The 23,374-nt window shown below is 68.8% G+C and carries 18 protein-coding genes; 17 read left to right on the top strand and 1 reads right to left on the bottom strand.

The genetic code is table 11. The features are described 5' to 3' along the window. Positions 1-4: 4 nt before the first annotated feature. Positions 5-1,396, top strand: a complete 1,392-nt coding sequence (locus tag ACOGW9_RS07305) for a phosphoglucosamine mutase (protein WP_419909825.1) — start codon at positions 5-7, stop codon at positions 1,394-1,396. Here ACOGW9_RS07305 and ACOGW9_RS07300 read toward each other — a convergent pair. Further along, positions 1,387-2,310, bottom strand: coding sequence for a catechol 2,3-dioxygenase (locus tag ACOGW9_RS07300; protein ID WP_419909823.1), 924 nt, complete (start codon positions 2,308-2,310; stop codon positions 1,387-1,389). The genes ACOGW9_RS07305 and ACOGW9_RS07300 overlap by 10 nt on opposite strands. Positions 2,311-2,426: 116 nt before the next feature. Here ACOGW9_RS07300 and ACOGW9_RS07295 point away from each other — a divergent pair, with 116 nt between their 5' ends. From ACOGW9_RS07295 to sucD, 16 genes are all read left to right on the top strand, one after another. Next, on the top strand, positions 2,427-6,137 hold the full coding sequence (locus ACOGW9_RS07295; RefSeq protein WP_419909821.1) for an SIS domain-containing protein: 3,711 nt from the start codon (positions 2,427-2,429) through the stop codon (positions 6,135-6,137). Positions 6,138-6,141: 4 nt separating this feature from the next. After that, positions 6,142-6,510, top strand: a complete 369-nt coding sequence (locus tag ACOGW9_RS07290; RefSeq protein ID WP_419909819.1) for a holo-ACP synthase — start codon at positions 6,142-6,144, stop codon at positions 6,508-6,510. Positions 6,511-6,525: 15 nt separating this feature from the next. After that, positions 6,526-7,968, top strand: coding sequence for an NAD(P)H-hydrate dehydratase (locus ACOGW9_RS07285; RefSeq protein WP_419909817.1), 1,443 nt, complete (start codon positions 6,526-6,528; stop codon positions 7,966-7,968). Next, positions 7,965-9,236 (top strand): alanine racemase, encoded by a 1,272-nt coding sequence (alr, locus tag ACOGW9_RS07280; RefSeq protein ID WP_419909815.1) that lies wholly within the window; start codon positions 7,965-7,967, stop codon positions 9,234-9,236. Before ACOGW9_RS07285 ends, alr begins: the two co-directional genes overlap by 4 nt. 12 nt (positions 9,237-9,248) lie before the next feature. Further along, a complete protein-coding gene (tsaE, locus tag ACOGW9_RS07275) occupies positions 9,249-9,746 on the top strand; it encodes a tRNA (adenosine(37)-N6)-threonylcarbamoyltransferase complex ATPase subunit type 1 TsaE (RefSeq protein ID WP_419909813.1) in 498 nt (165 codons plus the stop codon). Continuing rightward, complete coding sequence (gene tsaB / locus ACOGW9_RS07270; RefSeq protein WP_419909811.1) at positions 9,740-10,438, top strand: tRNA (adenosine(37)-N6)-threonylcarbamoyltransferase complex dimerization subunit type 1 TsaB; 699 nt, start codon at positions 9,740-9,742, stop codon at positions 10,436-10,438. Before tsaE ends, tsaB begins: the two co-directional genes overlap by 7 nt. Continuing rightward, the gene (gene rimI / locus ACOGW9_RS07265) at positions 10,435-11,034 is read left to right on the top strand and encodes a ribosomal protein S18-alanine N-acetyltransferase (RefSeq protein ID WP_419909809.1); all 600 of its coding nucleotides are present in this window, start codon (positions 10,435-10,437) and stop codon (positions 11,032-11,034) included. Before tsaB ends, rimI begins: the two co-directional genes overlap by 4 nt. Further along, positions 11,031-12,038, top strand: coding sequence for a tRNA (adenosine(37)-N6)-threonylcarbamoyltransferase complex transferase subunit TsaD (tsaD, locus tag ACOGW9_RS07260; protein ID WP_419909808.1), 1,008 nt, complete (start codon positions 11,031-11,033; stop codon positions 12,036-12,038). The genes rimI and tsaD overlap by 4 nt, the downstream gene beginning before the upstream one ends. A 133-nt stretch (positions 12,039-12,171) precedes the next feature. After that, complete coding sequence (gene groES / locus ACOGW9_RS07255) at positions 12,172-12,462, top strand: co-chaperone GroES (protein ID WP_419854708.1); 291 nt, start codon at positions 12,172-12,174, stop codon at positions 12,460-12,462. A 34-nt stretch (positions 12,463-12,496) separates the two neighbouring features. Further along, positions 12,497-14,146: a chaperonin GroEL gene (gene groL, locus ACOGW9_RS07250; RefSeq protein WP_419909805.1), complete on the top strand. Its 1,650-nt coding sequence runs from the start codon at positions 12,497-12,499 to the stop codon at positions 14,144-14,146. A gap of 151 nt (positions 14,147-14,297) precedes the next feature. Continuing rightward, positions 14,298-15,875 carry a glutamine-hydrolyzing GMP synthase gene (gene guaA, locus ACOGW9_RS07245; protein WP_419909803.1) on the top strand — a complete coding sequence of 526 codons (1,578 nt, stop codon included), beginning with the start codon at positions 14,298-14,300 and terminating at the stop codon, positions 15,873-15,875. Positions 15,876-15,922: 47 nt separating this feature from the next. Then, on the top strand, positions 15,923-17,566 hold the full coding sequence (locus ACOGW9_RS07240; RefSeq protein WP_419909801.1) for a thiamine pyrophosphate-dependent enzyme: 1,644 nt from the start codon (positions 15,923-15,925) through the stop codon (positions 17,564-17,566). A 125-nt stretch (positions 17,567-17,691) separates the two neighbouring features. Continuing rightward, the gene (gene argJ / locus ACOGW9_RS07235) at positions 17,692-18,900 is read left to right on the top strand and encodes a bifunctional glutamate N-acetyltransferase/amino-acid acetyltransferase ArgJ (protein WP_419909799.1); all 1,209 of its coding nucleotides are present in this window, start codon (positions 17,692-17,694) and stop codon (positions 18,898-18,900) included. 19 nt (positions 18,901-18,919) lie between these two features. Continuing rightward, positions 18,920-21,268: an ATP-dependent helicase gene (locus ACOGW9_RS07230; protein ID WP_419909797.1), complete on the top strand. Its 2,349-nt coding sequence runs from the start codon at positions 18,920-18,922 to the stop codon at positions 21,266-21,268. 63 nt (positions 21,269-21,331) lie between these two features. Continuing rightward, positions 21,332-22,474: an ADP-forming succinate--CoA ligase subunit beta gene (gene sucC / locus ACOGW9_RS07225; RefSeq protein WP_419909795.1), complete on the top strand. Its 1,143-nt coding sequence runs from the start codon at positions 21,332-21,334 to the stop codon at positions 22,472-22,474. 15 nt (positions 22,475-22,489) lie between these two features. Continuing rightward, positions 22,490-23,374: a succinate--CoA ligase subunit alpha gene (sucD, locus tag ACOGW9_RS07220; protein WP_419909793.1), complete on the top strand. Its 885-nt coding sequence runs from the start codon at positions 22,490-22,492 to the stop codon at positions 23,372-23,374.

Here is a 23,374-nt window from a genome sequence, read left to right as displayed (position 1 = left end):
CAGCGTGGAACCCACCTTCGGAACCGACGGCATTCGAGGGCGGGCGTTTAGCGACATCGACGAAGTTGTCGCGCACGCGCTGGGTCGCGCGGCAAGACGAGCCGTATCGGGCGGCACGACTGGAGGCCGATGGGTCGTCGGCCGCGACACCCGCGAGTCGAGTCCCGCCCTCGCCGGGGCACTGGCCGCGGGCTTGCGCGCGACCGGTGCAGACGTCTCCGATCTCGGCGTCGTACCCACACCGATCGTGGCGTTCGCGGCCCAGCTCGAGGGAGCGGCAGGGGCGATGGTCTCCGCCTCTCACAACCCGTGGCACGACAACGGCGTCAAGCTGTTCGGGTTCGGCGGCACCAAGCTGGACGATGCTGCCCAGGCGGCCGTGGTGCAATGTCTCGAAAATCTGCGATTGACGCACGGCGATCGCCCGTCGGTCGCGGAGGTGGCGCGCCGACCCCAGCTGGCCGCTCAGGCGCCCGGCTCTCGATCGGCCCGCGAGGCGCCTCGTGTGCTGGCGGCCTACGAGGCGTCGTTGCGCGCAGCCATCGAGGGGCGCACCCTCGCCGGACTCCGCCTCGTCGTCGATGGCGCAAATGGGGCGAGCGCACCCCACGCGCCCGCGCTGCTGGGCCGGCTCGGCGCGCAGGTCACCGAGCTGTTCTGCGACCCCGACGGCCGCAACATCAATGACGGCTGCGGCTCGGTCCATCCGGCGGCCTTGCAGGCAGCGGTGACCGCACAGGGCGCCGACGCGGGCTTTGCCTTCGACGGCGACGGCGACCGGCTGATCGCCGTCGACAGCGACGGCGGCCTGATCAACGGCGACCGCCAGATGGCGCTGTTCGCGGCGGATCTCGCCGAGCGAAGTCTGCTGGTCGGCAACACGCTCGTCGTCACCGTGATGTCCAACCTGGGCTTGCGCCGGGCGATGGCCGCGGTGGGAATCAACCTGGTGGAGACCGCGGTGGGGGACCGGTCGGTGCTCGAAGCCATGGACGCCGGCGGCTACAGCTTGGGCGGGGAGCAGTCGGGCCACCTGATCTTCCGCCACGAGGCCACGACTGGCGACGGGCTGCGCAGCGCCGTGCATCTCGCCGACCTGCTGGCACGCAGCAGATCAGCCCAGCCAGGGCGGACGAGTGCGGCTGTGTCGAGCGCGGCGATGCAGGACGCCCCGCAGGTGCTGCTCGGCGTGCCCGCCGAATCAGCGACGCTCGATGAGCACACCCGGGCTGCTATCGACGAGATGGCTCGGAAAGCGGGCCCCGACGTGCGCGTGCTGGTGCGCCCCAGCGGCACCGAACCGGTCATCCGGGTGATGGTCGAAGCCGCGACCGAGCGCGATGCGACGGCCCTCGCTGACCGCCTCGTCGAGCTGTTGAGTGGCGATCAGGTGTAGACGTTCAGGAACGCCTCGTTGAGACGGCGATCGACGTAGAACACGCCCTTGCCGAGCTGCTCCGCATCCCACGTGCGGCGGGGGACATCGGGGTAATGGATGTAGCCGCCCGAGAACACCTCGTTGCGGTTGCCGGACGGATCCCAGAAGTAGATCGTCTGGCCGCGGGTGATGCCGTGGCGGGTCGGGCCGATGTCGACCGGGATGTCGTAGCGGCTCATGACGTCGCCGGCGTGGGCCACGTCGTTCCAGCTCTCCAGATAGAACGACACGTGGTGGAAGATGGCCGGCTCCTCGGCCGCGACGAACGCCACGTCGTGGGCCTTGTTGGCGCACGTCATGAACGGCGCGATGTAAGACCCGTCGGGTGCCACCACGACCTCGGCCAGCTCGAAGTCCAGCACCTCGGTGAACAGCTCCACCGTCTCGGCGATGTTGGGCCCGTACAGCAGGCAGTGGTCCATTCGGGTGGCCCGCATCCCGCGAGGCTCCTCATCCCACACGTCGGGGTTGTGCGTCGGCGGCGTCTTGTCCGCGATCGCCATCTCCGAATACAGGTGGATGGTGTGGCCAGCCGGAATCTGGAAGCTGACCACACGGCCCAGTCCCGGCTGTGATCCCGGCTCGAGATGGTCGACCTGCACCCCGTGGTTGTACAGCCGGTCGGTGAGTTCGGTCAGGTCGGCGTCGTTGCGCACCTTGAAGCCCATGAAGTCCATGCCCGGCTCGTCGGCTGGCCGCAGGACCACGCTGTGATGGTCGAACTCGTCGTAGGCCTTGAAGTACTCACGACCGTCGTCGCCGGTCCCGACATGGGAGAGGCCGACTCGATCGCGGTAGTGCTCGATCGATCCTTCGATGTCGGTGGAGCGGATCTGTACATAGCCAGCTCGCATGACTCCCCTGATTGCCATGGCGGTACCCCCAATTTGTGAGCAGGTTCATATATCTAATCACGCAGCCCGAACACCCGCCGCCCGTGACCCTTCGCGGGCGAGATGGCTGCCAAGTGCTCGGTACCCTCGCTGGTGTGTGCGGGATCGTGGCCGTTGTCGGCCGCCGCGACGACATCGAAGCGCTGCAGGCAGCGGATGTTGTCCCGCTCCTGCACGACGCCACGGCGCTGCTTGCCGATGCGCAGGCCACCGGTCGATCCGATGCCGGGGCCGGCAGCTCCTTCATCGACCTGATCGAGACCGCCGCGGACTCGCTTCGGCGGGCCGATGAATCGCTGCGATCGCTGCCGGGGGTCCGCCTGCTGGTCGCCGATGCGAAATGCGCGCTCGACATCGAGGCTGCGCTGGAGACAGTGGACGCGCACATCGCAGATATCGACCGTCTGGTCGAGATGGGAGAGGTACTGAGCGGCGAGCGCGACCGCGCTGGCGGCGCTGACGCTCATGCCGCAGAGAACCAGTTCGAGCGCATCAACGCAGGCTTGGGCGAGCTGAAGGACCACGCTTTTGCCGTGCAGCGCGATCGACTGCGGACGGCTCGCCAGATCGCCGATCTGTGGGGTGGCACGCCACCGCCGGCGGCTGTGCAGGGGCTCTGGTCGATCCAGGTCGCGCTGTCGGCGCTGGACCGGCTGGAGGTTCGGGGGCGTGACTCGGCTGGTCTGCAGGTGTTCGTACGCGGCGCACGGCTCGACCCCGACGCCTCCGGCAGCGCCGCCGGCTCGCAGCCCACGCGAGTGAACGATCCGCTGTTTGGTGCCGGCGCAGTCCGGGATACGCCGAACGGGCTGGCATTCGTCTACAAGACCGCTTCGGAGATCGGCGAGCTGGGCGACAATACGGCCGCACTGCGAGCGCAGATCAGCGATGACAGCCTGCTGCGCTGGGCGCTGAGCGCCGACGGTGCCGAAGCCGTGGTGCTGGCGCATACCCGCTGGGCCAGCGTCGGCATCGTCTCGGTGCCCAATACCCATCCGCTCGATGCGTGGGCACCCAATGGCGGCGACGTCACGTACGCCGCTGGGTCTGATGGCGGCGACGTCACGCACGTCGCCGCTGTGCTCAACGGGGATGTCGACAACTACGCGGACTTGATCGCCCAGCGCCGCCTGCAGATCCCGTCCGAGATCACCACCGATGCCCGAGTCATCCCTACGATGCTGCGCCAATCACTGGCTCAGTCGAACGAGCGAGGCGTCGCCGGCGCCGAGCGGCTCGGGAGGGCGTTCGTCGACGCAGTCAGCGGCTTCGAAGGCTCGGTGGCCATCGCGGCGCATGCCGCCGAGGTGCCCGATGTGCTGGCACTGGCGCTGCGGGGCAGCGGGCAGGCGCTGTACGTGGGATCGGCAGGACCGTCGTATGTCATCGCCAGCGAGCCCTACGGGCTGGTCGAGGAATGCCGCACCTATGTGCGTCTCGACGGCGAGACGCCTTCGGACCCATCGAATCCTGTCGGCAGCCGCGGCCAGATCATGCTGGTCCACACACCCGCCGAGACGGCGGCCGACCTCGCTGCGCTGCGCCGCTTCTCCTATGACGGCACGACGCTGCCCGTCGAGCCCGACGACATCGTCGATGCGGAGGTCACCACCCGTGACATCGACCGGGGCGACAACCCGCATTTCCTGCTGAAGGAGATCCGCGAGGCGCCCAGGTCATTCCGGGCAACATTGCGTGGCCGCATCGACACAGCAGAAGCCGACCTCCGCGCCCGGCTCGGACCCGAGATCCTGCCGCCCGACGTGCGCGCTCGGCTGGCCGACGGCTCCATCCGGCGCATCGTCGCCATCGGCCAAGGCACCGCGGCGACTGCTGCAGCATCGCTGCCGCACTTTTGCGAGACGTTGCTCGAACACTCCCAGGATCAGCGCAGCCTCGAGGCAGTGGCATCGCTCGCCACCGAGTTCAGCGGCTTCGGCCTGCGCTCGGACCTGTCCGACACCCTCGTCGTTGCGGTCAGCCAGTCCGGCACCACCACCGACACCAACCGCACGGTCGATCTAGCGCGTGCGCGCGGCGCATCGGTGATCGCCGTCGTCAACCGGCGAGGCAGCGACCTCACCGATCGGGCAGATGGCGTGCTGTACACGTCCGACGGTCGTGACGTGGAGATGTCGGTGGCCTCCACCAAGGCGTTCTATGCACAGGTCGCGGCCTGCGCGCTGCTGGCTGCCGCGATTGCGGAGGAGGTCCGGCCTGACGACCCTGGCACCGCGCAGGCCACCAGCGACTTGCTCGCAGCTCTCGGCGACATGCCTGCGGCGCTCGAAGCAGTCCTGGCCAGCCACGACGAGATCGCGCGTGTCGCACGGCGCCATGTGGGATCGCATCGCCACTGGGCGGTGGTGGGCAACGGCGCCAACCGCATCGCCTCGCGCGAGATCCGTATCAAGCTCTCTGAGGTCTGCTACCACGCCGTTGCCGAGGACGGCACCGAGGACAAGAAGCACATCGACCTCTCGTGCGAGCCGCTCATCTGGGTGTGCGCCACGGGATTACGGGGTTCGGTAGCCGACGATGCAGCCAAGGAGGTGGCGATCTACCGGGCGCACCGGGCGACACCGATCGTGGTGACCTCGGCGGGCACCGGTCGATTCGACTCAGCTGCAGACCTGCTGGAGGTTCCCGCCGTCCATCCCGCCCTGGACTTCGTGCTGGCAACTGCCGCCGGCCACCTGTACGGCTACGAGGCCGCGCTCACCATCGACGCGCTGGCCGATCCGCTGCACGAGATGCGCGCCGAGACTGAGACATTGCTCGCTGCTCAGAGCAGCGACGGGACATTGCTCGCCGCCCCCCGCAGCGACGGGACATTGCTCGCTGCTGGCCGCAGCGACGGAGACCTGCTCGGCGTGCTGGCAGAGCGGCTCCGCCCTGCTGCCAACCGCTTCCGCGACGGTGTCCGCGCCGGGAACTACGACGGGCACTTGCGGGCGGGCACCGCAGCTCGCCTCGGTGCCGTGCTGCGCTACGCGGCCGGGCTGGCGCCGCTCGAGATGTACCAGCTCGACCTCGGCAAGGTCGGCCGCCCGTCGGTGGTCATCGACGACTTCACCGATGCGCTCAACATCGCGATCGACGAGCTCACCCGACCCATCGACACCATCAAGCATCAGGCCAAGACCGTCACCGTGGGCACATCTCGGGCTGACGAGACGTTGCTGGGCTCGATGCTCGTGGCCGCAGCGTTCGACGCCGGGGCACCGCGCGATCGGCTTTCCTACAGCGCGCTGCGAACGCTGGCCGCGCTGGACCCGGCGGTGGCCGAGGTCACCGGCTGGTCGCGCTACCGCATCGAGGGCGACGTGGGCTCCGCCAGCAGCCCCGAGGTCACCATCTGGCTGACCGATCGCGGCGGCACCGCACTCGGGATCGAATCGCGCACCTTGGCCAACCCGCAGCTGCGCGGCAGCAAGCACCGGGCGGCGTACGAGCGCGAGGTCACCGTGGCCCGCGGCAGCGACGGCCGGACGGTGCTGCACATTCCCGAGACCAAGGACGGCACCGCCACCGGGCTGACCTTGCTGCACTGCCGCTTCACTGAGCGGCTGGCCGCGCCGGCGATGCGCTCGGTGATGATGGGCTACCGCGGCCGCTACGGCGCGCTCGCCGACGCGGTGACCGAGACGCTGCCGTGGTTCCGGGACGACCTGCTCGGCATGATCGATGTGTTCGATCTGCTGACCCGCCCGGTGTACGTGCTGGCCGAGCACTGGCTGGGCCAGGCGGCGAGCACCGACCACCCCGACGGTGCTGCGGGCACACCTGACGAGCAAAGGCCGTAGCCGGGTGAGCACTGCGATCGGGCTCGACATGGTGGATGTGCGCCGCTTCGCCGCCGTGCTCGAACGGCGCGCCGGCATGCGCCGTCGGCTGTTCACCGAAGGGGAGCTGTCGTACGCGATGGCCACGGTCGACCCCGACACCCGCCTCGCTGCCAGGTTCGCCGCCAAGGAGGCAGTGATGAAGGTGCTCGGCGTCGGCTTGGGCGCGTGCAAGTTCCGCGACATCGAGGTCATCCGCCACGCCAGCGGGCGCCCGGAGCTGCTGCTGCACGGTCTCGCCGCCGAGCGCGCGGACGCAGCCGGTCTGGCCGACTGGCACGTATCGCTGAGCCACACCGATTCAGTGGCAGCCGCCATGGTGCTGGCGCAATAGGTCCGGAGCGACGCAGTGCTGCCGATCGTGACGCCGGCGGAGATGGCAGAGATCGACGCCGCGGCGCCCGAGGGCACCGACGTGCTGATTGCGCGCGCCGGTGCCGAGGCAGCCATTGCGGCCCGCCGCATCATGGGCGGAACCTACGGGCGCCGGGTGCTGGTGGCCGCGGGCAAGGGCAACAACGGCGCCGACGGTCGGGTCGCTGCGGGGGTGTTGCAGCGATGGGGTGTCCGCTGCCGTGTCGCGACGCCTTCCGAGGCGCTGGAAATCGTCGCTGCTGGGACCTCGAGCGGCTCGAACCGTCTCGATCTCGTGATCGATGCCGCGTACGGCACGGGCTTGCGCGGGTCATGGGGCGCGGATCAGCCGCCCCGCGTGCCGGTTCTGGCCGTCGACATCCCGTCCGGCATCGACGCGCTCACCGGTGAGGATCACGGCTGCTGGCCCGCGGCCGAGACCGTCACGTTCGGCGCGCTGAAACCCGGTCTGCTGCTGCAGCCCGGCGCCGCGGCCGTCGGCGAGGTGCGGCTGGCGCCGATCGGCCTCGATGCCAGTGCTGCTGGGTCCTGGCTTGTCACCGATGCCGATGCCGATGACGCATTGGTCGGCCTGCAACCGGCTGCGCACAAGTGGCGGCGCTCGGTGCGGGTGATCGCCGGATCGCCCCAGATGCGCGGGGCCGGCTCGCTGGTTTGTGCTGCGGCCCAGCAGGCAGGCGCGGGCATGGTCGTCATCAGCTCGCCGGGTGTGCGCTCGAGCGACATCGCCCGGCCCACCGAGGCAGTCGCTCGCGACCTTCGACCGGGTGCCTGGGCAGAGCCTGCGCTGGAGGGCATCGAGCGCTTCGACGCGGCAGTCATCGGCCCGGGTGTCGGCACCGATCCCACATCGTCGGCCCAGATGGCGCATTTCATCTCGGAGTGCCCGCTGCCGCTGGTGGTCGACGCAGATGCCCTCACCGCAGTCGCGGAGCATCCCGAGTGCCTGCGGCGCAGGGCTTCGTTGACGGTGCTCACGCCGCACGACGGCGAGTTCGCCAGGCTCACGGGTGCGCCGCCCGCAGCTGACCGGTTCGAGGCAATCCGGGGCGCCGCCGACTCGTTCAACGTTTTTGTGCTGCTGAAGGGCCCCACAACGCTCATCGCCACTCCTCCGTGTCCGCCGACGGCGCCGTGGGTACTCGCGGTCAACTCGGGCACTGCACGACTGGCAACGGCAGGCTCGGGCGATGTGCTGTCGGGAGTCATCGCGGCGGTGCTGTCTGGCGGTCACGTCCCGCACCACGCCTCGGCGTCGATCGCGGCAGCGGCCCACTGGCACGGTCGCACAGCCAGCGTCGGAGCACCAGCGTCCCAGCCGGCCATGATCCCGCTGGTGGCTACCGCCCAGGTGGAAGCGCTCCCGGCCGCCCGCGCCGCGCTCCGCCGACCCCAGCCGGAGCCAACGCAAACATGACCGACGCATCAGAGATGCAGCCGGGCCCGCTCGACGCGTCAGCGATGCATCCGGGGCCCATAAACGCGTCAGCGATGCGTCCGGGCTCGATTGACGCATCTGAGATGCGTCCTACCTGGTGCGACATCGATCTCGCTGCGCTGGGGCGCAATTTGGCGACGGTCCAAGCGTTCGTGGGCGATGCCGAGGTTGCGCCGGTCGTGAAGGCCAACGCCTACGGCCACGGCATCGGCCCGGTGGGTCGTGCCCTGCAAGCGGCTGGTGCGGCCACGCTGGCCGTGGCCTACGTCGAGGAAGCCATCGCCCTGCGCACTGCCGGCATCACGATCGACATCCACGTGCTGGGCGGTGCCGTCGTAAGGCAGATCCCACTGTTCCTGCGGCACGATCTCATCTTCACGGCACCGTCGATCGACAAGCTGCACCAGATCGACGAAGCAGCCCAGGCTGCAGGCACCACCGCGCGGGCCCATCTCAAGATCGACACGGGGATGGAGCGGATCGGCATCCATCACTACAACGCCGATCGGCTGATCGAAGCATCGCTGGCATGCCGATCAGTGCAGATCGAAGGGGTCTTCAGCCACTTCGCGAATGCCGACGCCGACGATCTCACCGACGCCAAGCTCCAGCTCGAGCGCTTCTGCGAAGCAACCAGCTTCTACGAGCGGCGCTCGCTGCCCACGCCCACCCGCCACATGGCCGGCTCGGCCGCCACCGCCCGGCTGCCCGAAGCGCACTTCGACCGGGTGCGCCCTGGCATCGTGCTGTACGGCGTGCACCCGATTCCCCAGATAGGTGCCGCGCTGCCCACCGAGCCGGTGATGTCGTGGCACAGCGAGGTCATCTATTTCAAGGTGGTGCCCGAAGGCGCCTCGGTGGGCTACGGCAGCACGTGGACCGCACCGCGCCAGACCCGGGTCGTGACCCTGCCGGTGGGCTACGCCGACGGCTACGCGCGCTCGCTGGGCACCGGCGCGGCAACGCCGCCCGCCAGCGTGCTCATCGACGGCGCCCGCCACCAAGTCGTCGGCAACGTGTGCATGGACCAGACGATGATCGACATCGGCGGTGCCAGTGCCTACAACGGCGATCTCGTCACGCTGATCGGCGGCCAGGGCGACGAGCGGATCACCGCGGTGGACCTGGCGCGCTGGTCGGGCCGCAGCCCGTATGAGGTCCTCACGTCAGTATCGGCACGCGTCCCGCGGGTCTACCGCCGCGCCAGCGACACTCCGTCTGTCGAAACCGCAGCCGGCGGACGCTAGACAGGCTGCGTTATGCAGTTCCGAACGACCAGCGCCGCCCGGACGCGTGCGGTTGCGGCTGCGCTCGAACCGCTGTTGGAACCCGGCGATGTCGTGCTGCTGTCGGGTGATCTCGGAGCCGGCAAGACCGTGTTCACCCAAGGGCTGGCGGCTGCGCTCGGCGTTGTCGAGCAGGTGACCAGCCCCACGTTCACCCTGGCGCAGAGCTTCGAGGGTCGGCTGCGGCTGCATCACCTCGACGTGTACCGGCTGGAGAATCTGGGCGAGGTGCTCGATCTGGACCTGCCCGAACTGCTTGATGACGATGCTGTGGTCTGCGTCGAGTGGGGCGAGGTGGTCATTCCCGAGCTGCCGCGCGACTTCCTGCACCTGCGGATCCGGCTCGCAGATCCCGACGAGGGAGTCGATGTGCGTATCTTCGACATCGAGCTGGTGGGACAGAGCTGGCGAAGCCGTGCGCTTGCCGTCGAGACCGCATGCATTTCGGGCGCGGAGGCAGCGCCGTGCTAGTACTCGGCATTGAGACCGCGACGCCCCAGGTGGGCGTCGCCATCGGCGGCCACGAGGGGATCATCGCCTCGTTCCACACGACGCGAGACCGGCGGCATGCCGAGACGCTGGCGCCTGCCATCCGGTTCCTGTGCGAGCAAGCGCAGATGAAGCTGTCCCAGATCGGCCTGGTGGCAGTGGATGTCGGTCCCGGGCTGTTCACCGGTCTGCGGGTGGGCCTGGCGACTGCCAAGTCCATCGCGCATGCCTGCCGGGTCCCGATGATCGGCGTGTCCAGCCTCGATCTCACGGCGTTTCCGGCTCGCTTCAGCGACCGGCTGATTGTCTCGACGGTCGATGCCCGCCGGGGCGAGATCTTCTACGCCACTTACCGCCGTGCCCCGGGCGGGATCCAGCTCTTGAGCGAGCCCGCGGTCGACCAGCCGGCCGATGTGGCAGATCAGCTGATGGCCCTGGGCTCGGAGACACTGATCGTGGGCGACGGCGCCGAGCGCTACGCCGACGTGCTGGGAGCGGTGCGAGGGGCCGAGATCGGTCGGGAGGGCCTGCGGCATCCGAATGCGGGCGCGCTGGTGGAGCTGGCGCACGCCAGGGCGCTGCGCGAGGAGTTCGTCAGCCCGTCAGAGATCTTGCCGCTGTACTTGCGTGCGCCCGACGCTCGCATCAACTGGCAGCAACGGGAGCGATCGTGAGCACTCAGGTGACACCGCACCTCGCGATCCCGGCAGGGCACAAGCGCGCTGACGCGGACCCGGCGCCGATCATCGTCCCGATGCGTCGCAAGCACCTGCGAGAGATCCGCCGCATCGACCGGCTGGTGTACCCGCGGCCGTGGTCGATGGCGCTCTACCTGGATGAACTGCAGCGGCACGGCGAGCGGGTGTATCGCGTGGCCTGCCACGCCGATCCAGCGGGCCGTCCCGGCGGGGTCATCGGCTACGGCGGCTTCATGATCGTGGCCGGCGAAGGACACATCACCTCGGTGGCGGTGCATCCCGAGTGCCAGGGCCGAGGCGTGGGCGCTCGCCTGATGCTCGCACTTCACCGAGAGGCGCGACGCATCGAGGGGCTCGAGGCCCTCACGCTCGAGGTGCGTGTCTCGAACGACGCGGCGCAGCGGCTCTATCGCTGGTTCGGCTACGCGCCCGTCGGCAGCCGAACGAACTACTACCGGGGCGGCCCCGGCGGCAAGCGAGAGGACGCCCTGGTGATGTGGTGCCACGACATCGACAGCGACGAACACGGCACACGGCTGGACGAGATAGCAACCAGCATGGGGGTGGAATGACCACGATCCTGGGCATCGAGACCTCCTGCGACGAGACGGCGGCGGCCGTGGTGGACGACGGGCGCGAGGTGCGTTCCAGCATCGTCAGCAGCCAGGTCGATCTGCATGCCCGCTATGGCGGCGTCGTCCCCGAGATCGCCGGCCGGGCCCACGAAGCACTCATAACTCCGGTGGTGGCTGAGGCGCTCGTGGAAGCCGGCGCTGCCGACAGCGACGTCGACGCGGTGGCGGCGACCTGCGGACCCGGCCTCATCGGCAGCCTGCTGGTGGGAGTCGCCGCCGCCAAGGCGCTGGCGCTGGTGTGGGATGTCCCCTACATCGGCGTCAACCACCACGAAGCGCACCTCTATGCGGCACTGCTCGACCCCCACGACACCGACATCGAGTTCCCGCTCATCACCCTGCTGGTCTCGGGCGGCCACACCATGCTGATCTCGTTCGAGGGCCATGGCCGCTACCGCCTGCTGGGCGCGACTCGCGACGATGCCGCGGGCGAGGCGTTCGACAAGGTGGCCCGCTACCTGGGGCTGGGCTACCCGGGCGGACCGGTCATCGACCGGCTCGCGACCGAGGGCGACCCCACTGCCGTCCCGCTCACCCGGGCCATGCTCGACGACGGCTACGACTTCTCCTTCTCGGGTATCAAGACAGCGGTCATCAATTGGGTGCGGGCCCATCCCGAGGTGGAGACCGCCGACGTGGCGGCCTCGTTCCAGGCCTGTGTCACCGATGTGCTCACTCACAAGGCGCGCAAGGCGGCCCGGGAGACGGGCGCCGCCGGCATCTGTCTCGCCGGGGGCGTCGCGGCCAACAGCGCCCTGCGTGAGCGAACGCTCGACATCTGCGTGGAGGACGGCATCAACGCCTACCTGCCGAGCCGTGCAATGTGCACCGACAACGCAGCGATGATCGCTGCGCTGGCCTGGTACCGGCTCGCCAGCGACGGCCCTTCAGCACTCGACAGCGGCGCCGATCCCAACCTCCGGATGGACTTCAGCGACTGAGCCGCGGACCCGCTGCGGCGCTGGTGATCCGAGGTTGTGGCTGATCGCGAGGGCTCGTATCGTTAGCACTCGCCCGGTGAGAGTGCTAAGTGCTGCCGGGCGTTCCCATGAGCCACAGGAGGCACATCCGACCATGAATCTGAAGCCACTTGAGGACCGCATCGTTGTGCGCCCGAGCGACGCCGAGGAGACCACAGCCAGCGGGCTGGTCATCCCCGACACCGCCAAGGAAAAGCCCCAGCAGGGCGAGGTGCTCGCAGTAGGCCCCGGCAAACGCTCTGATCAGTCGGGCGACATCATCCAGATGGACGTCGGCGTCGGCGACACCGTCGTCTACAGCAAGTACGGCGGCACCGAGATCACCGTGGCCGGCGAGGACCTGCTCATCCTGAGCGCCCGCGACGTGCTGGCCATCGTCGCCTGACGCTGACTGCGCGGACAAGAAAGAGAACCAACACATGCCGAAGATCCTGAAGTTCAGCGAGGAGGCCCGGCGCGGTCTCGAAGCTGGCGTGAACAAGCTGGCTGATGCCGTCAAGGTGACCTTGGGCCCCAAGGGCCGCAATGTCGTGCTCGAGAAGTCATTCGGAGCGCCGACGATCACCAACGACGGTGTGAGCATCGCCCGTGAGATCGAGCTCGACGATCCGTTCGAGAACATGGGCGCCCAGCTCGTGAAGGAAGTGGCCACCAAGACCAACGACGTCGCCGGCGACGGCACCACGACGGCAACGGTGCTGGCCCAGGCCATGGTGCGCGAGGGCTTGCGCAATGTGGCCGCCGGTGCCAACCCGATGGAGCTCAAGCGCGGCATCGAAGCCGCCGTTGCTGCAGCGGTCGATTCGATGGGTGACATGTCCACCGACGTCTCCGACGACAAGGGCAAGATCGCCAGCGTCGCCGGTATCTCATCGGCGGACACCACGATCGGCGAGACGCTCGCCGAGGCCTTCGACAAGGTCGGCAAGGACGGCGTCATCTCGGTCGAGGAGTCGAACACGTTCGGCGTCGACCTCGAATTCACCGAGGGCATGCAGTTCGACAAGGGCTTCCTGTCGCCGTACTTCGTGACCGATCCCGACCGTCAGGAAGCTGTCTTCGACGAGCCATACCTGCTGTTCGTGAACGGCAAGATCGGCGCGGTTGCCGAGATGGTCCCGGTGCTCGAGAAGGTCATGCAGACCGGCAAGAGCCTGGTGATCATCGCCGAGGACGTCGAGGGCGAGGCGCTGGCCACGCTGGTGGTCAACAAGATCCGCGGCACGTTCTCATCGGCAGCGGTGAAGGCCCCGGGCTTCGGCGAGCGTCGCAAGGCGATGCTGGCCGACATGGCCATCCTGACCGGCGGCCAGGTCATCTCCGAGGAGGTCGGCCTGAAGCTCGACAACACCACCCTCGACCTGCTGGGCACTGCCCGCAAGGTGATCATCACCAAGGACGAGACCACGATCGTGGACGGCGGCGGCGACGGCGGCGACGTCGAGGGTCGCGTCGTGCAGATCAAGCGTGAGATCGAGGACACCGACTCCGATTGGGACCGCGAGAAGCTGCAGGAGCGGCTGGCCAAGCTGGCCGGCGGCGTTGCGGTGATCCAGGTCGGCGCGGCCACCGAGGTCGAGCTGAAGGAGAAGAAGCACCGCATCGAAGACGCGGTGTCGGCCACCCGGGCTGCGATCGAAGAGGGCATCGTGCCCGGTGGCGGCACTGCGCTGCTGCGGGCTCGTGCCGCCGTGGCAGGGCTGGATCTCGACGGCGATGAGGCCACCGGGGCTCGCATGGTGCATCGTGCGCTGGAAGGCCCCAGTCGCCAGATCGCGCAGAACGCCGGCTACGAGGGTGCTGTCATCGTGCAGCAGATCGAGTCGTCGGATGGCAACACGGGCTTCAATGCTGACACCGGCAAGTTCGAGGACCTGGTGTCGGCGGGCGTCATCGACCCGGCGAAGGTGACGCGTGCGGCGCTGCAGAACGCGGCGTCGATCGCGGCACTGCTGCTCACCACCGAGACGCTGGTAACCGACAAGCCTGAGGAGGCCGATCCCGCCGCTGCCGCTGCAGCCGCTGCTGCTATGGGCGGCGGCATGGGCGGCATGCCGGGAATGATGTAGTTCCTCACTCCTCCCAAACAACAGGCACGGGGCCGGCGTTCGCGCCGGTCCTGCGCCGTTGTCGGGCGTTGCCAGCGTGTGAGATCCCGCAAGGCGTCGGGGACCCAGCGGTACCCTCGTAGTTTTCCCGAACCTGGCGCGGCTGCGGCCTATGTCCCCACACTCCCCGGCGGCCGGCCCGGTCGCCCACCCGACAGTCCTCGTGGTGGATTTCGGCGCGCAGTACGCGCAGCTGATCGCCCGGCGGGTGCGCGAGGCGCAGGTCTATTCCGAGATCGTCCCCCATACCTCGACGGCGGCTGAGCTGGCCGAGCGCTCGCCGGCGGCCGTCATCTTCAGCGGCGGGCCGGCCTCGGTGCATGTCGACGGCGCCCCGGGCATCGACCCCGGCGTGTACGAGCTGGGCGTGCCGATCCTGGGCATCTGCTACGGGTCGCAGCTGCTGGCCCGCGACCTGGGCGGACAGGTGGACCGCAGCGGACGCGGCGAGTACGGCCGCACGACGATGACACACGCTGGGGTGCCCTCCGAGCTGCTCGGAGAGCCCGACGATGGTGCCGGCTCGACCGAGCCCGTGTGGATGTCGCACTTCGATGCCGTCACCGAGCCGCCGGCGGGGTTCACGGTCACCGCATCCACCGCCGACAGCCCCGCTGCGGTGATCGAAGACCCCCAGCGGCGCTTCTACGGCGTGCAGTACCACCCCGAGGTGATGCACACGCCCAGCGGCCAGGCGCAGCTCGAGCGGTTCCTGCACGGCATCTGTGAGATCAACTCCGAGTGGACGATGGCCAACGTCATCACCGAGAGCATCGATGCCATCCGGGCCCAGGTGGGCTCCGCCCGGGCCATCTGCGGGCTGTCGGGCGGCGTGGACAGCGCTGTGGCTGCAGCGCTGACACAGCGGGCCATCGGCAGCCAGCTCACATGCGTCTTCGTGGACACGGGGCTCATGCGCGCCGGCGAGGGCGACCAGGTGACCGACACGTTCCGGCGCACCCAGGGCATCGAGCTGATCCACGAGCGTGCGGCTGACGAGTTCTTCGAGGCGCTGGCGGGGGTGACCGATCCCGAGGACAAGCGCAAGATCATCGGCGAGAAGTTCGTGCGCATCTTCGAGCGGGCCGCGGGCGGTATCACCGATGCCCGCTTCCTGGTGCAGGGGACGCTGTATCCCGACGTGATCGAATCGGGCTCGCCGACCGCAGCGAAGATCAAGAGCCATCACAACGTGGGCGGGCTGCCCGAAGACATGACCTTCGAGCTGGTGGAGCCGTTGCGGCACCTGTTCAAGGACGAGGTGCGGGCTGTCGGCGCCGAATTGGGCCTCCCCCCCGAGATCGTGCAGCGCCAGCCGTTCCCCGGGCCGGGCCTGGGAGTGCGCATCGTCGGCGAGGTCACACCCGAAGCCGTCGAGACGGTGCGGGCCGCCGATGTCATCGTGCGTGAGGAGATCGCCGCGGCCGGTCTCGACGGCGAGGTCTGGCAGGGGTTCGCCGTGCTGGCCGACATCCGCAGCGTCGGCGTGATGGGCGACGAGCGCACCTACGCCCGCCCGATCATCGTGCGTGCGGTCACCAGCGAGGACGCCATGACCGCGGACTGGGCCCGCCTGCCCCACGACCTGCTCGAAGTGATCTCCTCCCGGATCGTCAACGAAGTGCCCGGCGTGAACCGTGTCGTCTACGACATCACCTCCAAGCCCCCCGGAACCATCGAGTGGGAATAGCCGAGTGGGAATAGCCGAATGGGAATGAGGCGAACGGGAACAGCCAGATGACGCAGTCGGTGGCGAGCTTGGCGGTGGAGACGCTCATCGCGAACGGCTTCGACAACCTGTACTGCCTGCCTGGGGTGCAGAACGACCCGTTCTTCAACTCGCTGTACGACTGCCGCGACACCCTGGCGCCCATCCAGACCCGCCACGAGCAAGGCGCGGCCTACATGGCGCTGGGCGCTGCGCTGGCGACCGGTGAGCCGCAGGCGTTCTGCGTGGTGCCGGGGCCCGGCCTGCTGAACACCGCCGCGGCGCTTAGCACGGCGTACGCCACCAATGCGCCGGTGCTGGCCTTGGTGAGCGAGATCCCCTCGTCGGGGATCGGCCGGGGGTACGGCGCCCTGCACGAGCTGCCCGACCAGCTGGGCGTGCTGGAGCGGCTGACCCGGCAGGCCGAACGCATCAGTGACGGCGCCGATGCTCACGCCGTGCTGCAGCGTGCGATGACCGCGCTGCGCTCGGGCCGCCGGGGACCCGTCGGCGTGGAAGTGCCGACCGATGCCTGGAGCGCGGCCGTCGAATCGGTACCCGATGATCTTGTCGCTCCGGTGCGCCCGGGTCCCGAGCCCGACACCGCAGCCATCGCGGATGCGGCACAGCTCATGACCGGCGCGCAGCGTCCGATGATCATCGTGGGCGGTGGTGCACAGGATTCCTCAGCGCACGTCACTCAGCTCGCCGAGCGGCTGTCAGCGCCGGTGGTCGCCTTCCGCAGCGGGCGCGGTGTCCTGCCCTCGGATCACCCGTTGAGCATCACCACGCCGACCGCGTACCAGCTCTGGCCGCACGTCGACCTGGTGATCGGGCTGGGCAGCAGGATGGCCATGCAGCAGTCGGTGTGGGGCGTCGACAGCGACCTCAAGATCATCCACGTGGACATCGACGCCGATGAGATCGGTCGCTTCGGACCGCCGACGTTGGGCATCCACGCCGACCTTGCCGACGCGCTGCCGCTGCTCGCCGATGCGCTCGACGCCACCCAAGCCGACCGCTCCGAATGGCGAGCCGAGCTCGAGGTCGCCCGGGCCGATGCCGAGACCGCGACCGCCGAGGCGCTCGCGCCCCAGTACGGCTGGCTGGGGGCCATCCGGGCGGAGCTGCCGCCCGAGGGCGTCTTCGTCGACGAGATGACCCAGTGCGGCTATGTGTCCTGGCTCGGGTTCGACGTCTACCGACCCCGGACGTTCCTCACCGCTGGTTACCAGGGCACCCTCGGCTACGGGTTCGCGACCGCGCTGGGCGCGGCACATGCCCGGCGCGACGTGCCGGTGCTGTCGATTGTCGGCGACGGGGGAGCGCTGTTCACGATCAACGAACTGGCGACCGCGGCGCACCACCGGATCCCGCTGACGACGATCGTGTTCAACGACCATGCCTACGGCAACGTGCGACGGATCCAGCGAGAACGGTTCGACGGCCGGGTCATCGCCAGCGAGCTCACCAGCCCGGACTTCGTGAAGTTGGCCGACGCATTCGGCGTGCAGGGCGTGCGCGCAGCCACGCCAGACGAGCTGCGCCCGTGCCTGCGCGAGGCGCTGAGCTCGGACGAGCCGACGGTCATCGAAGTGCCGTTCGGCGACGTGCCGTTCCCGTGGCCGTACATCATGCGGCCACCGATCCGCGGCCAGCAGCCGCGCGGCTAGCGCCCGTGCCCGACAGCGATCGCTGAGCCCGATCGCAAAATTGGCGGAGGCTCCCGGCACAAGCGCAACTACCTTGGCCCCACAACCGCGGCCGTGCCGCGGCGAGCGTGCGACAAGGGCTGATCATGACTTCAGCAGGGGCCGGAAATGCGGCGGCATCGGTGGACTTGCCGGCGGGGTTCGCTTGCCATGTGGGCAACATCGGCATCAAGGACGACACCGACGATGTGATGGTGCTGGCGGCTGATCGGGTGTCGGCTGCGGCCGGCGTGTTCACCAAGAGCTTGTTCTCTGGCGCCAGCGTGCGCCGCAGTCAAGCCAACATCGCCGACGGACGGGTGCAGGCCGTGGTGGTCGTGTCGAAGAACTCCAACGTTGCAACCGGCGAGCAGGGTGAGCGAGACGCAGCGAACCTCGCGCATCGCGTCGCCGAGCTGGTGGGCTGCGAGCCCGATCAGGTGCTGGTGGGCTCCACCGGCCTGATCGGCGTGCCGTATCCCGAAGGCAAAGTGGACACGTATTTTGACCGGCTGATCGCCGGCCCTGGACCGGCGCTCGACAGCAACGACGCCGTGGCCGCCGCAACGGCGATCATGACCACCGACACGCATCCCAAGACCGCGAGCGCTCCGGCGGGCGCCGCCACGGTGGTGGGCATCGCGAAGGGCTCGGGAATGATCGAGCCCGACATGGCCACGATGATCTCGGTGATCACCACCGACGCCGAGATCGCTCCCGACCGGCTCGACGCGATGCTGCGCCGGGTCTGCGATGTGACGTTCAACGCGCTCAGCGTGGACACCGACACCTCCACCAGCGACATGGTGGTGATGCTGGCGAACGGCGCTGCCGGGCCGGTCGACGAGACTGAGTTGGAGGCGGCGTTGGGCGCCGTCAGCCTCGACCTGACACGACAGCTGGCCTTCGACGGCGAGGGTGCCGAGACCCTCATCGTGGTCACGGCGAACGGTGCCCGCGACGAAGCGCAGGCCAAGCGGGTCGCCAAGGTCATCGTGAACTCGCCGCTCGTCAAGACCGCCGTGCATGGTCGCGATCCCAACTGGGGCCGGGTTGCGATGGCGATCGGCAAGTGCAGCGACGAGACCGACATCGACCCCGATCGCGTCCGTATCCGCTTCGGCGACCAAGAGGTGTATCCCACACCGGCAACACCCGAGGCACTTGCCGAGCTGGAGGCGTACCTGGCATCTGAGGAGGTGCTGATCTCGGTGGACTTGGGCGTTCGTTCCGATGGCGCAGCCGGCTCGTTCACCGTGTACGGCTGCGACCTCACCGACCAGTACGTCCGCATCAACGCCGACTACACGACGTAATCGATCCCCATGGCCGCCCGTGAATGACGACCTGAGCAGCGATCCGATCCTGGCGCCGTTGAACGCCGGTCAGCAGGCCGCCGTGCTGCACGGCGACGGCCCGGCACTGGTTGTCGCCGGGGCAGGTTCGGGCAAGACCCGCGTGCTCAGCCACCGCATCGCCTACCTGCTGGCTCACCGCCATGTCAGCCCGTTCGGTCTGCTGGCGATCACCTTCACCAACAAGGCGGCTGGCGAGATGCGCGAGCGCATCGGCAGCCTCGTCGGCTCGGTGGCACACCGGATGTGGATCTCCACCTTCCACAGCGCGTGTGCCCGCATCCTGCGCAGTCACGCCGACGTGCTCGGCTATCCCTCGGCGTTCAGCATCTACGACCAAGCCGACTCGCGGCGGCTCACCCGGTACGTGGTGCGCGACCTCGACCTCGACCCCCGCAAGTTCAACGAGCGAGCCGTCCACGCAGCGATCTCGACGCTGAAGAACCAGCTCACGACCCCGCTTCGAGCAGTCGATCTGGCCGAGTCACCCGACGGCGGCGGCCCGTTCGCCCGTGAGGTGGCCCGTGTCTATTCCGAGTACCAGAAGCGGCTGCGCCGCGCCGGCGCGATGGACTTCGACGATTTGCTGATGCTGGGCGTGGAGCTGCTGGCGAGTCATGACGACGTGGCCGAGCACTACCGGCAGCGATTCGAGCACATCCTGGTCGACGAGTACCAGGACACGAACCTGGCGCAGGTGCGGCTGATCGGGCTGCTCAGCGGGTCCGCCCAGAACGTGTTCGTCGTCGGCGACTCCGACCAGTCGATCTACGCCTTCCGGGGCGCGGACATCACCAACATCCTGGAGTTCGGGGCCACCTTCGACGATGCCTCCACCTACGTGCTGGACCAGAACTACCGCTCCAGCCAGGCCATCCTCGACGCGGCCAACTCGGTGATCCGCAACAACCTCGGGCGGCCGCCCAAGAACCTGTGGACCGACCAGTCCGGCGGCGCGAAGCCGATCCGCTATCGCGGCCGGGATGAGGAAGACGAGGCGCACTACGTGTGCGCTGAGCTGCGCCGCCTGCACAGCGACGGCCAGATCGACTGGTCCGATGCCGCGGTGTTCTACCGGTCCAACGCGCAGTCACGCGTGATCGAGGAAGAGCTGGTCGCCAACGACGTGCCGTACCAGATCATCGGCGGCACCCGCTTCTACGACCGGCGCGAGGTCAAGGACGCGCTGGCGTTCCTGCGAGCCGCGGTGAACCCGTCTGACGAGGTGTCGCTCAAGCGGGTCATCAACCTGCCGGTGCGCGGCATCGGCGACCGTACGGTGGCCAAGCTCGACGACGCCGCGGCGCGGGCCGACGGATCGCTGGCCGAGGTGATCGAGGCGGTCGAGGCCATGGGCATCCGCGGCAAGGCCCGTGCCGGCCTGCTGCAATTCCGCGAGCTGATGAACCAGGCCCGGGCCCAGGTCGCCAACGGCCCAGGCGCCGTGCTCAAGCTGGCACTGTCCGAGTCGGGTTACATCCGGTCGCTGCAGGACGAGGGCACGATCGAGGCAGACGGGCGGCTGGAGCATCTCGAGGAGCTCCTCGGGGCTGCTGCGGAATTCGAAGACTGCGAGGAGTTCTTGGAGCAGGTCTCGCTGGTGAGCGACGTGGACGAGATGAGCGATGCCTCCCAGGTGGCGCTGATGACGCTGCACTCGGCCAAGGGGCTCGAATTCGACATCGTGTTCGTGACCGGCATGGAGGACGGGGTATTCCCGCATCACCGCTCGATGACCGATCCCCTCGAGCTCGAAGAGGAGCGTCGCCTCGCATACGTGGGCATCACCCGGGCACGCAAGCAGCTCTACCTGACGCACTCATGGAGCCGGCTGCTGCACGGCCAGACCAGCTACAACCCGCCCAGCCGCTTCATCGACGAGATCCCGCTGGACCTGCTCGATGACCGGTCCGACGACTCGCAGCGTCTCGGCTCGTCGTGGCGGCCCGCCACGAGCGACTGGGGCGCCAATCGCCGCGCCAGCGAGCCCAGCGAGTACAGCCAACTCGGCGAGGCCGAGCTGGCCGAGCGGCGCCAGAAGCGCAGCGATCCCGCCCGCCACGACGACAGCACTGCCAAGGGGCGCGAGTCCCGCCGCGAGGAGGCCCGCCGCCGGGTCGCCGCCCGCATGGGCGAGCCGAAGCCGGCTCCTTCAGCCGACCTCGGCTACGGCGTCGGCGACGACGTGCTGCACGACCGTTTCGGGGCCGGCGTGGTCCAGGACGTGCGCCCCGACGGCGACGACTGGGAGGTCACCGTTCACTTCGCCGACATCGGCCCGAAAACGCTCGTCGCCAGCTTCGCCAACCTCCGCCGCATCCGCTCCTAGAGCGCCCGAATCCGTTGCTGGCTTCGCAGCGGGCGGCAGGGCTCGGCTCCTATGCTCCCCGCCGTGGATCTCTTCGAGTATCAGGGCAAGCAGTTCTTCCGCAGCTACGGCATGCCGGTATCCGACGGCGAGGTCGCCTTCAGCGTCGACGAAGCCGTTGCTGCGGCGGAGCGCTTGGGCACGCCGGTGATGGTGAAGGCGCAGGTGCACACGGGTGGCCGCGGCAAGGCGGGCGGCGTGAAGTTCGCGGCCACGACCGACGATGCCCGAACGCACGCCGCCAACATCCTGGGGCTCGACATCAACGGTCACATCGTGCAGCGGCTGTGGATCGAGAAGGCGTCGGACATCGCCGAGGAGTACTACGCCAGCTTCACGCTCGACCGGTCGGCCAAGAAGCACCTCGGGATGCTGTCCGCCGAGGGCGGCGTGGAGATCGAGACGGTGGCGGCCGAGAACCCGGACGCGATCAGCAGGGTGCTGGTGGACCCTGCCGAAGGCCTCACCGAAGAGGCCGCCCGGGCGTGGGTGGAGGGCGCCAACCTCAACCCTGTTGCCACCGATCAGGCCGTCGACATCCTGCGCAAGCTCTACACGGCCTATGTCGAGGGCGACGCCGACCTCGTCGAGATCAACCCGCTGATCCTGACGCCCGACAACCGGGTGCACGTGCTCGACGCCAAGGTGACGCTGGACGCCAACGCCGTGTTCCGCCACGAGGACTACACGCAGTACGACGAGACCCAGCCCCGCGACGAGCGTGAGGAGGCTGCCCACGCCAAGGGCCTGCAGTACGTGGGCCTGGCGGGCAGCGTCGGCGTGATTGCCAACGGCGCCGGGCTGGCGATGAGCACCGTCGACGTGGTGAACCAGGTGGGCGGCAAGCCCGCCAACTTCCTCGACATCGGCGGCGGCGCCAACGCCCAGGTGATGGCCAATGCGCTCGAGGTCATCAACAACGACCCCGACGTGCGGGCCATCTTCATCAACATCTTCGGCGGCATCACTCGCGGCGAGGAAGTGGCCAACGGCATCATCGGGGCGCTCGACGCGGTCGACATCGAAGCGCCGATCGTGCTGCGCCTCGACGGCACCAACGCCGCCGAGGGGCGTGAGATCCTCGCACCGCACCTCAACGAGAAGCTGGTGATGGAACCGACCATGCTCGACGCTGCCCGTCGAGCCGTCGCGATGGCCGCGGCCTGATCACGGGAGCGTGACGTGAGCATCTTTGTCAACAAGGACACCAAGGTCGTCTACCAGGGCCTCACCGGTTCGCAGGGCCGCTACTACGGCATGCTGAACCGCGATTACGGCACCAACGTGGTGGCGGGCACCAATCCCCGTAAGGCCGGCACCGACGTGGAAGGCGTGCCGGTGTTCGCTAACTGCACTGAGGCCGTCGCAGCCACGGGCGCCAACGCGTCGTGCATCTTCATTCCCGCGCCGGGTGTGTTTGCCGCCGTGATGGATGCCGCCGAGGCGGGCATCGAGTTCGTGGCCTGCATCACCGAGGGCGTGCCTGCCCACGACGAGGCCCGCTTCTTCAACATGCTCAAGCGCGACTATCCCCACGTCCGGCTGCTGGGCCCGAACTGCCCGGGCATCATCACGCCGGGCGAGTGCAACATCGGCATCACCGCGGGGCACATCGCCAAGCCGGGCGGCCCGGTGGGCATCGTCAGCCGGTCGGGCACCCTGACCTACCAGGCGCTCTACGAGCTGCAGCAGAAGGACATCGGCGTCACGACGTGCGTGGGCATCGGCGGCGATCCTGTGCCGGGCACCTCGTTCATCGACTGCCTCGAGGCGTTCGAGGCCGATCCCGACACCAAGGCCGTGATGATGATCGGCGAGATCGGCGGCTCGGCCGAGGAAGAGGCGGCCGAGTTCATCAAGCACCACATGTCCAAGCCGGTGTCGAGCTACATCGCCGGCGTGACTGCGCCCCCGGGCAAGAAGATGGGCCACGCGGGTGCCATCGTCTCGGGCGGCAAGGGCACCGCCGAGGCCAAGATGGAAGCGCTGCGCGACGCCGGTGCGCGGGTCGGGCTCAACCCCACCGAGGCCGGCGAGCTGATGGCCGAGATCGTCGCCGGGCTCTAG

Origin of the sequence: Candidatus Poriferisodalis sp., from assembly GCF_965203655.1 — a bacterium.
Classification (GTDB): domain Bacteria; phylum Actinomycetota; class Acidimicrobiia; order Acidimicrobiales; family Poriferisodalaceae; genus Poriferisodalis.
The sequence above is the reverse complement of the archived record's forward strand: the minus strand, read 5'-3'. Positions and strand labels throughout refer to the sequence as shown.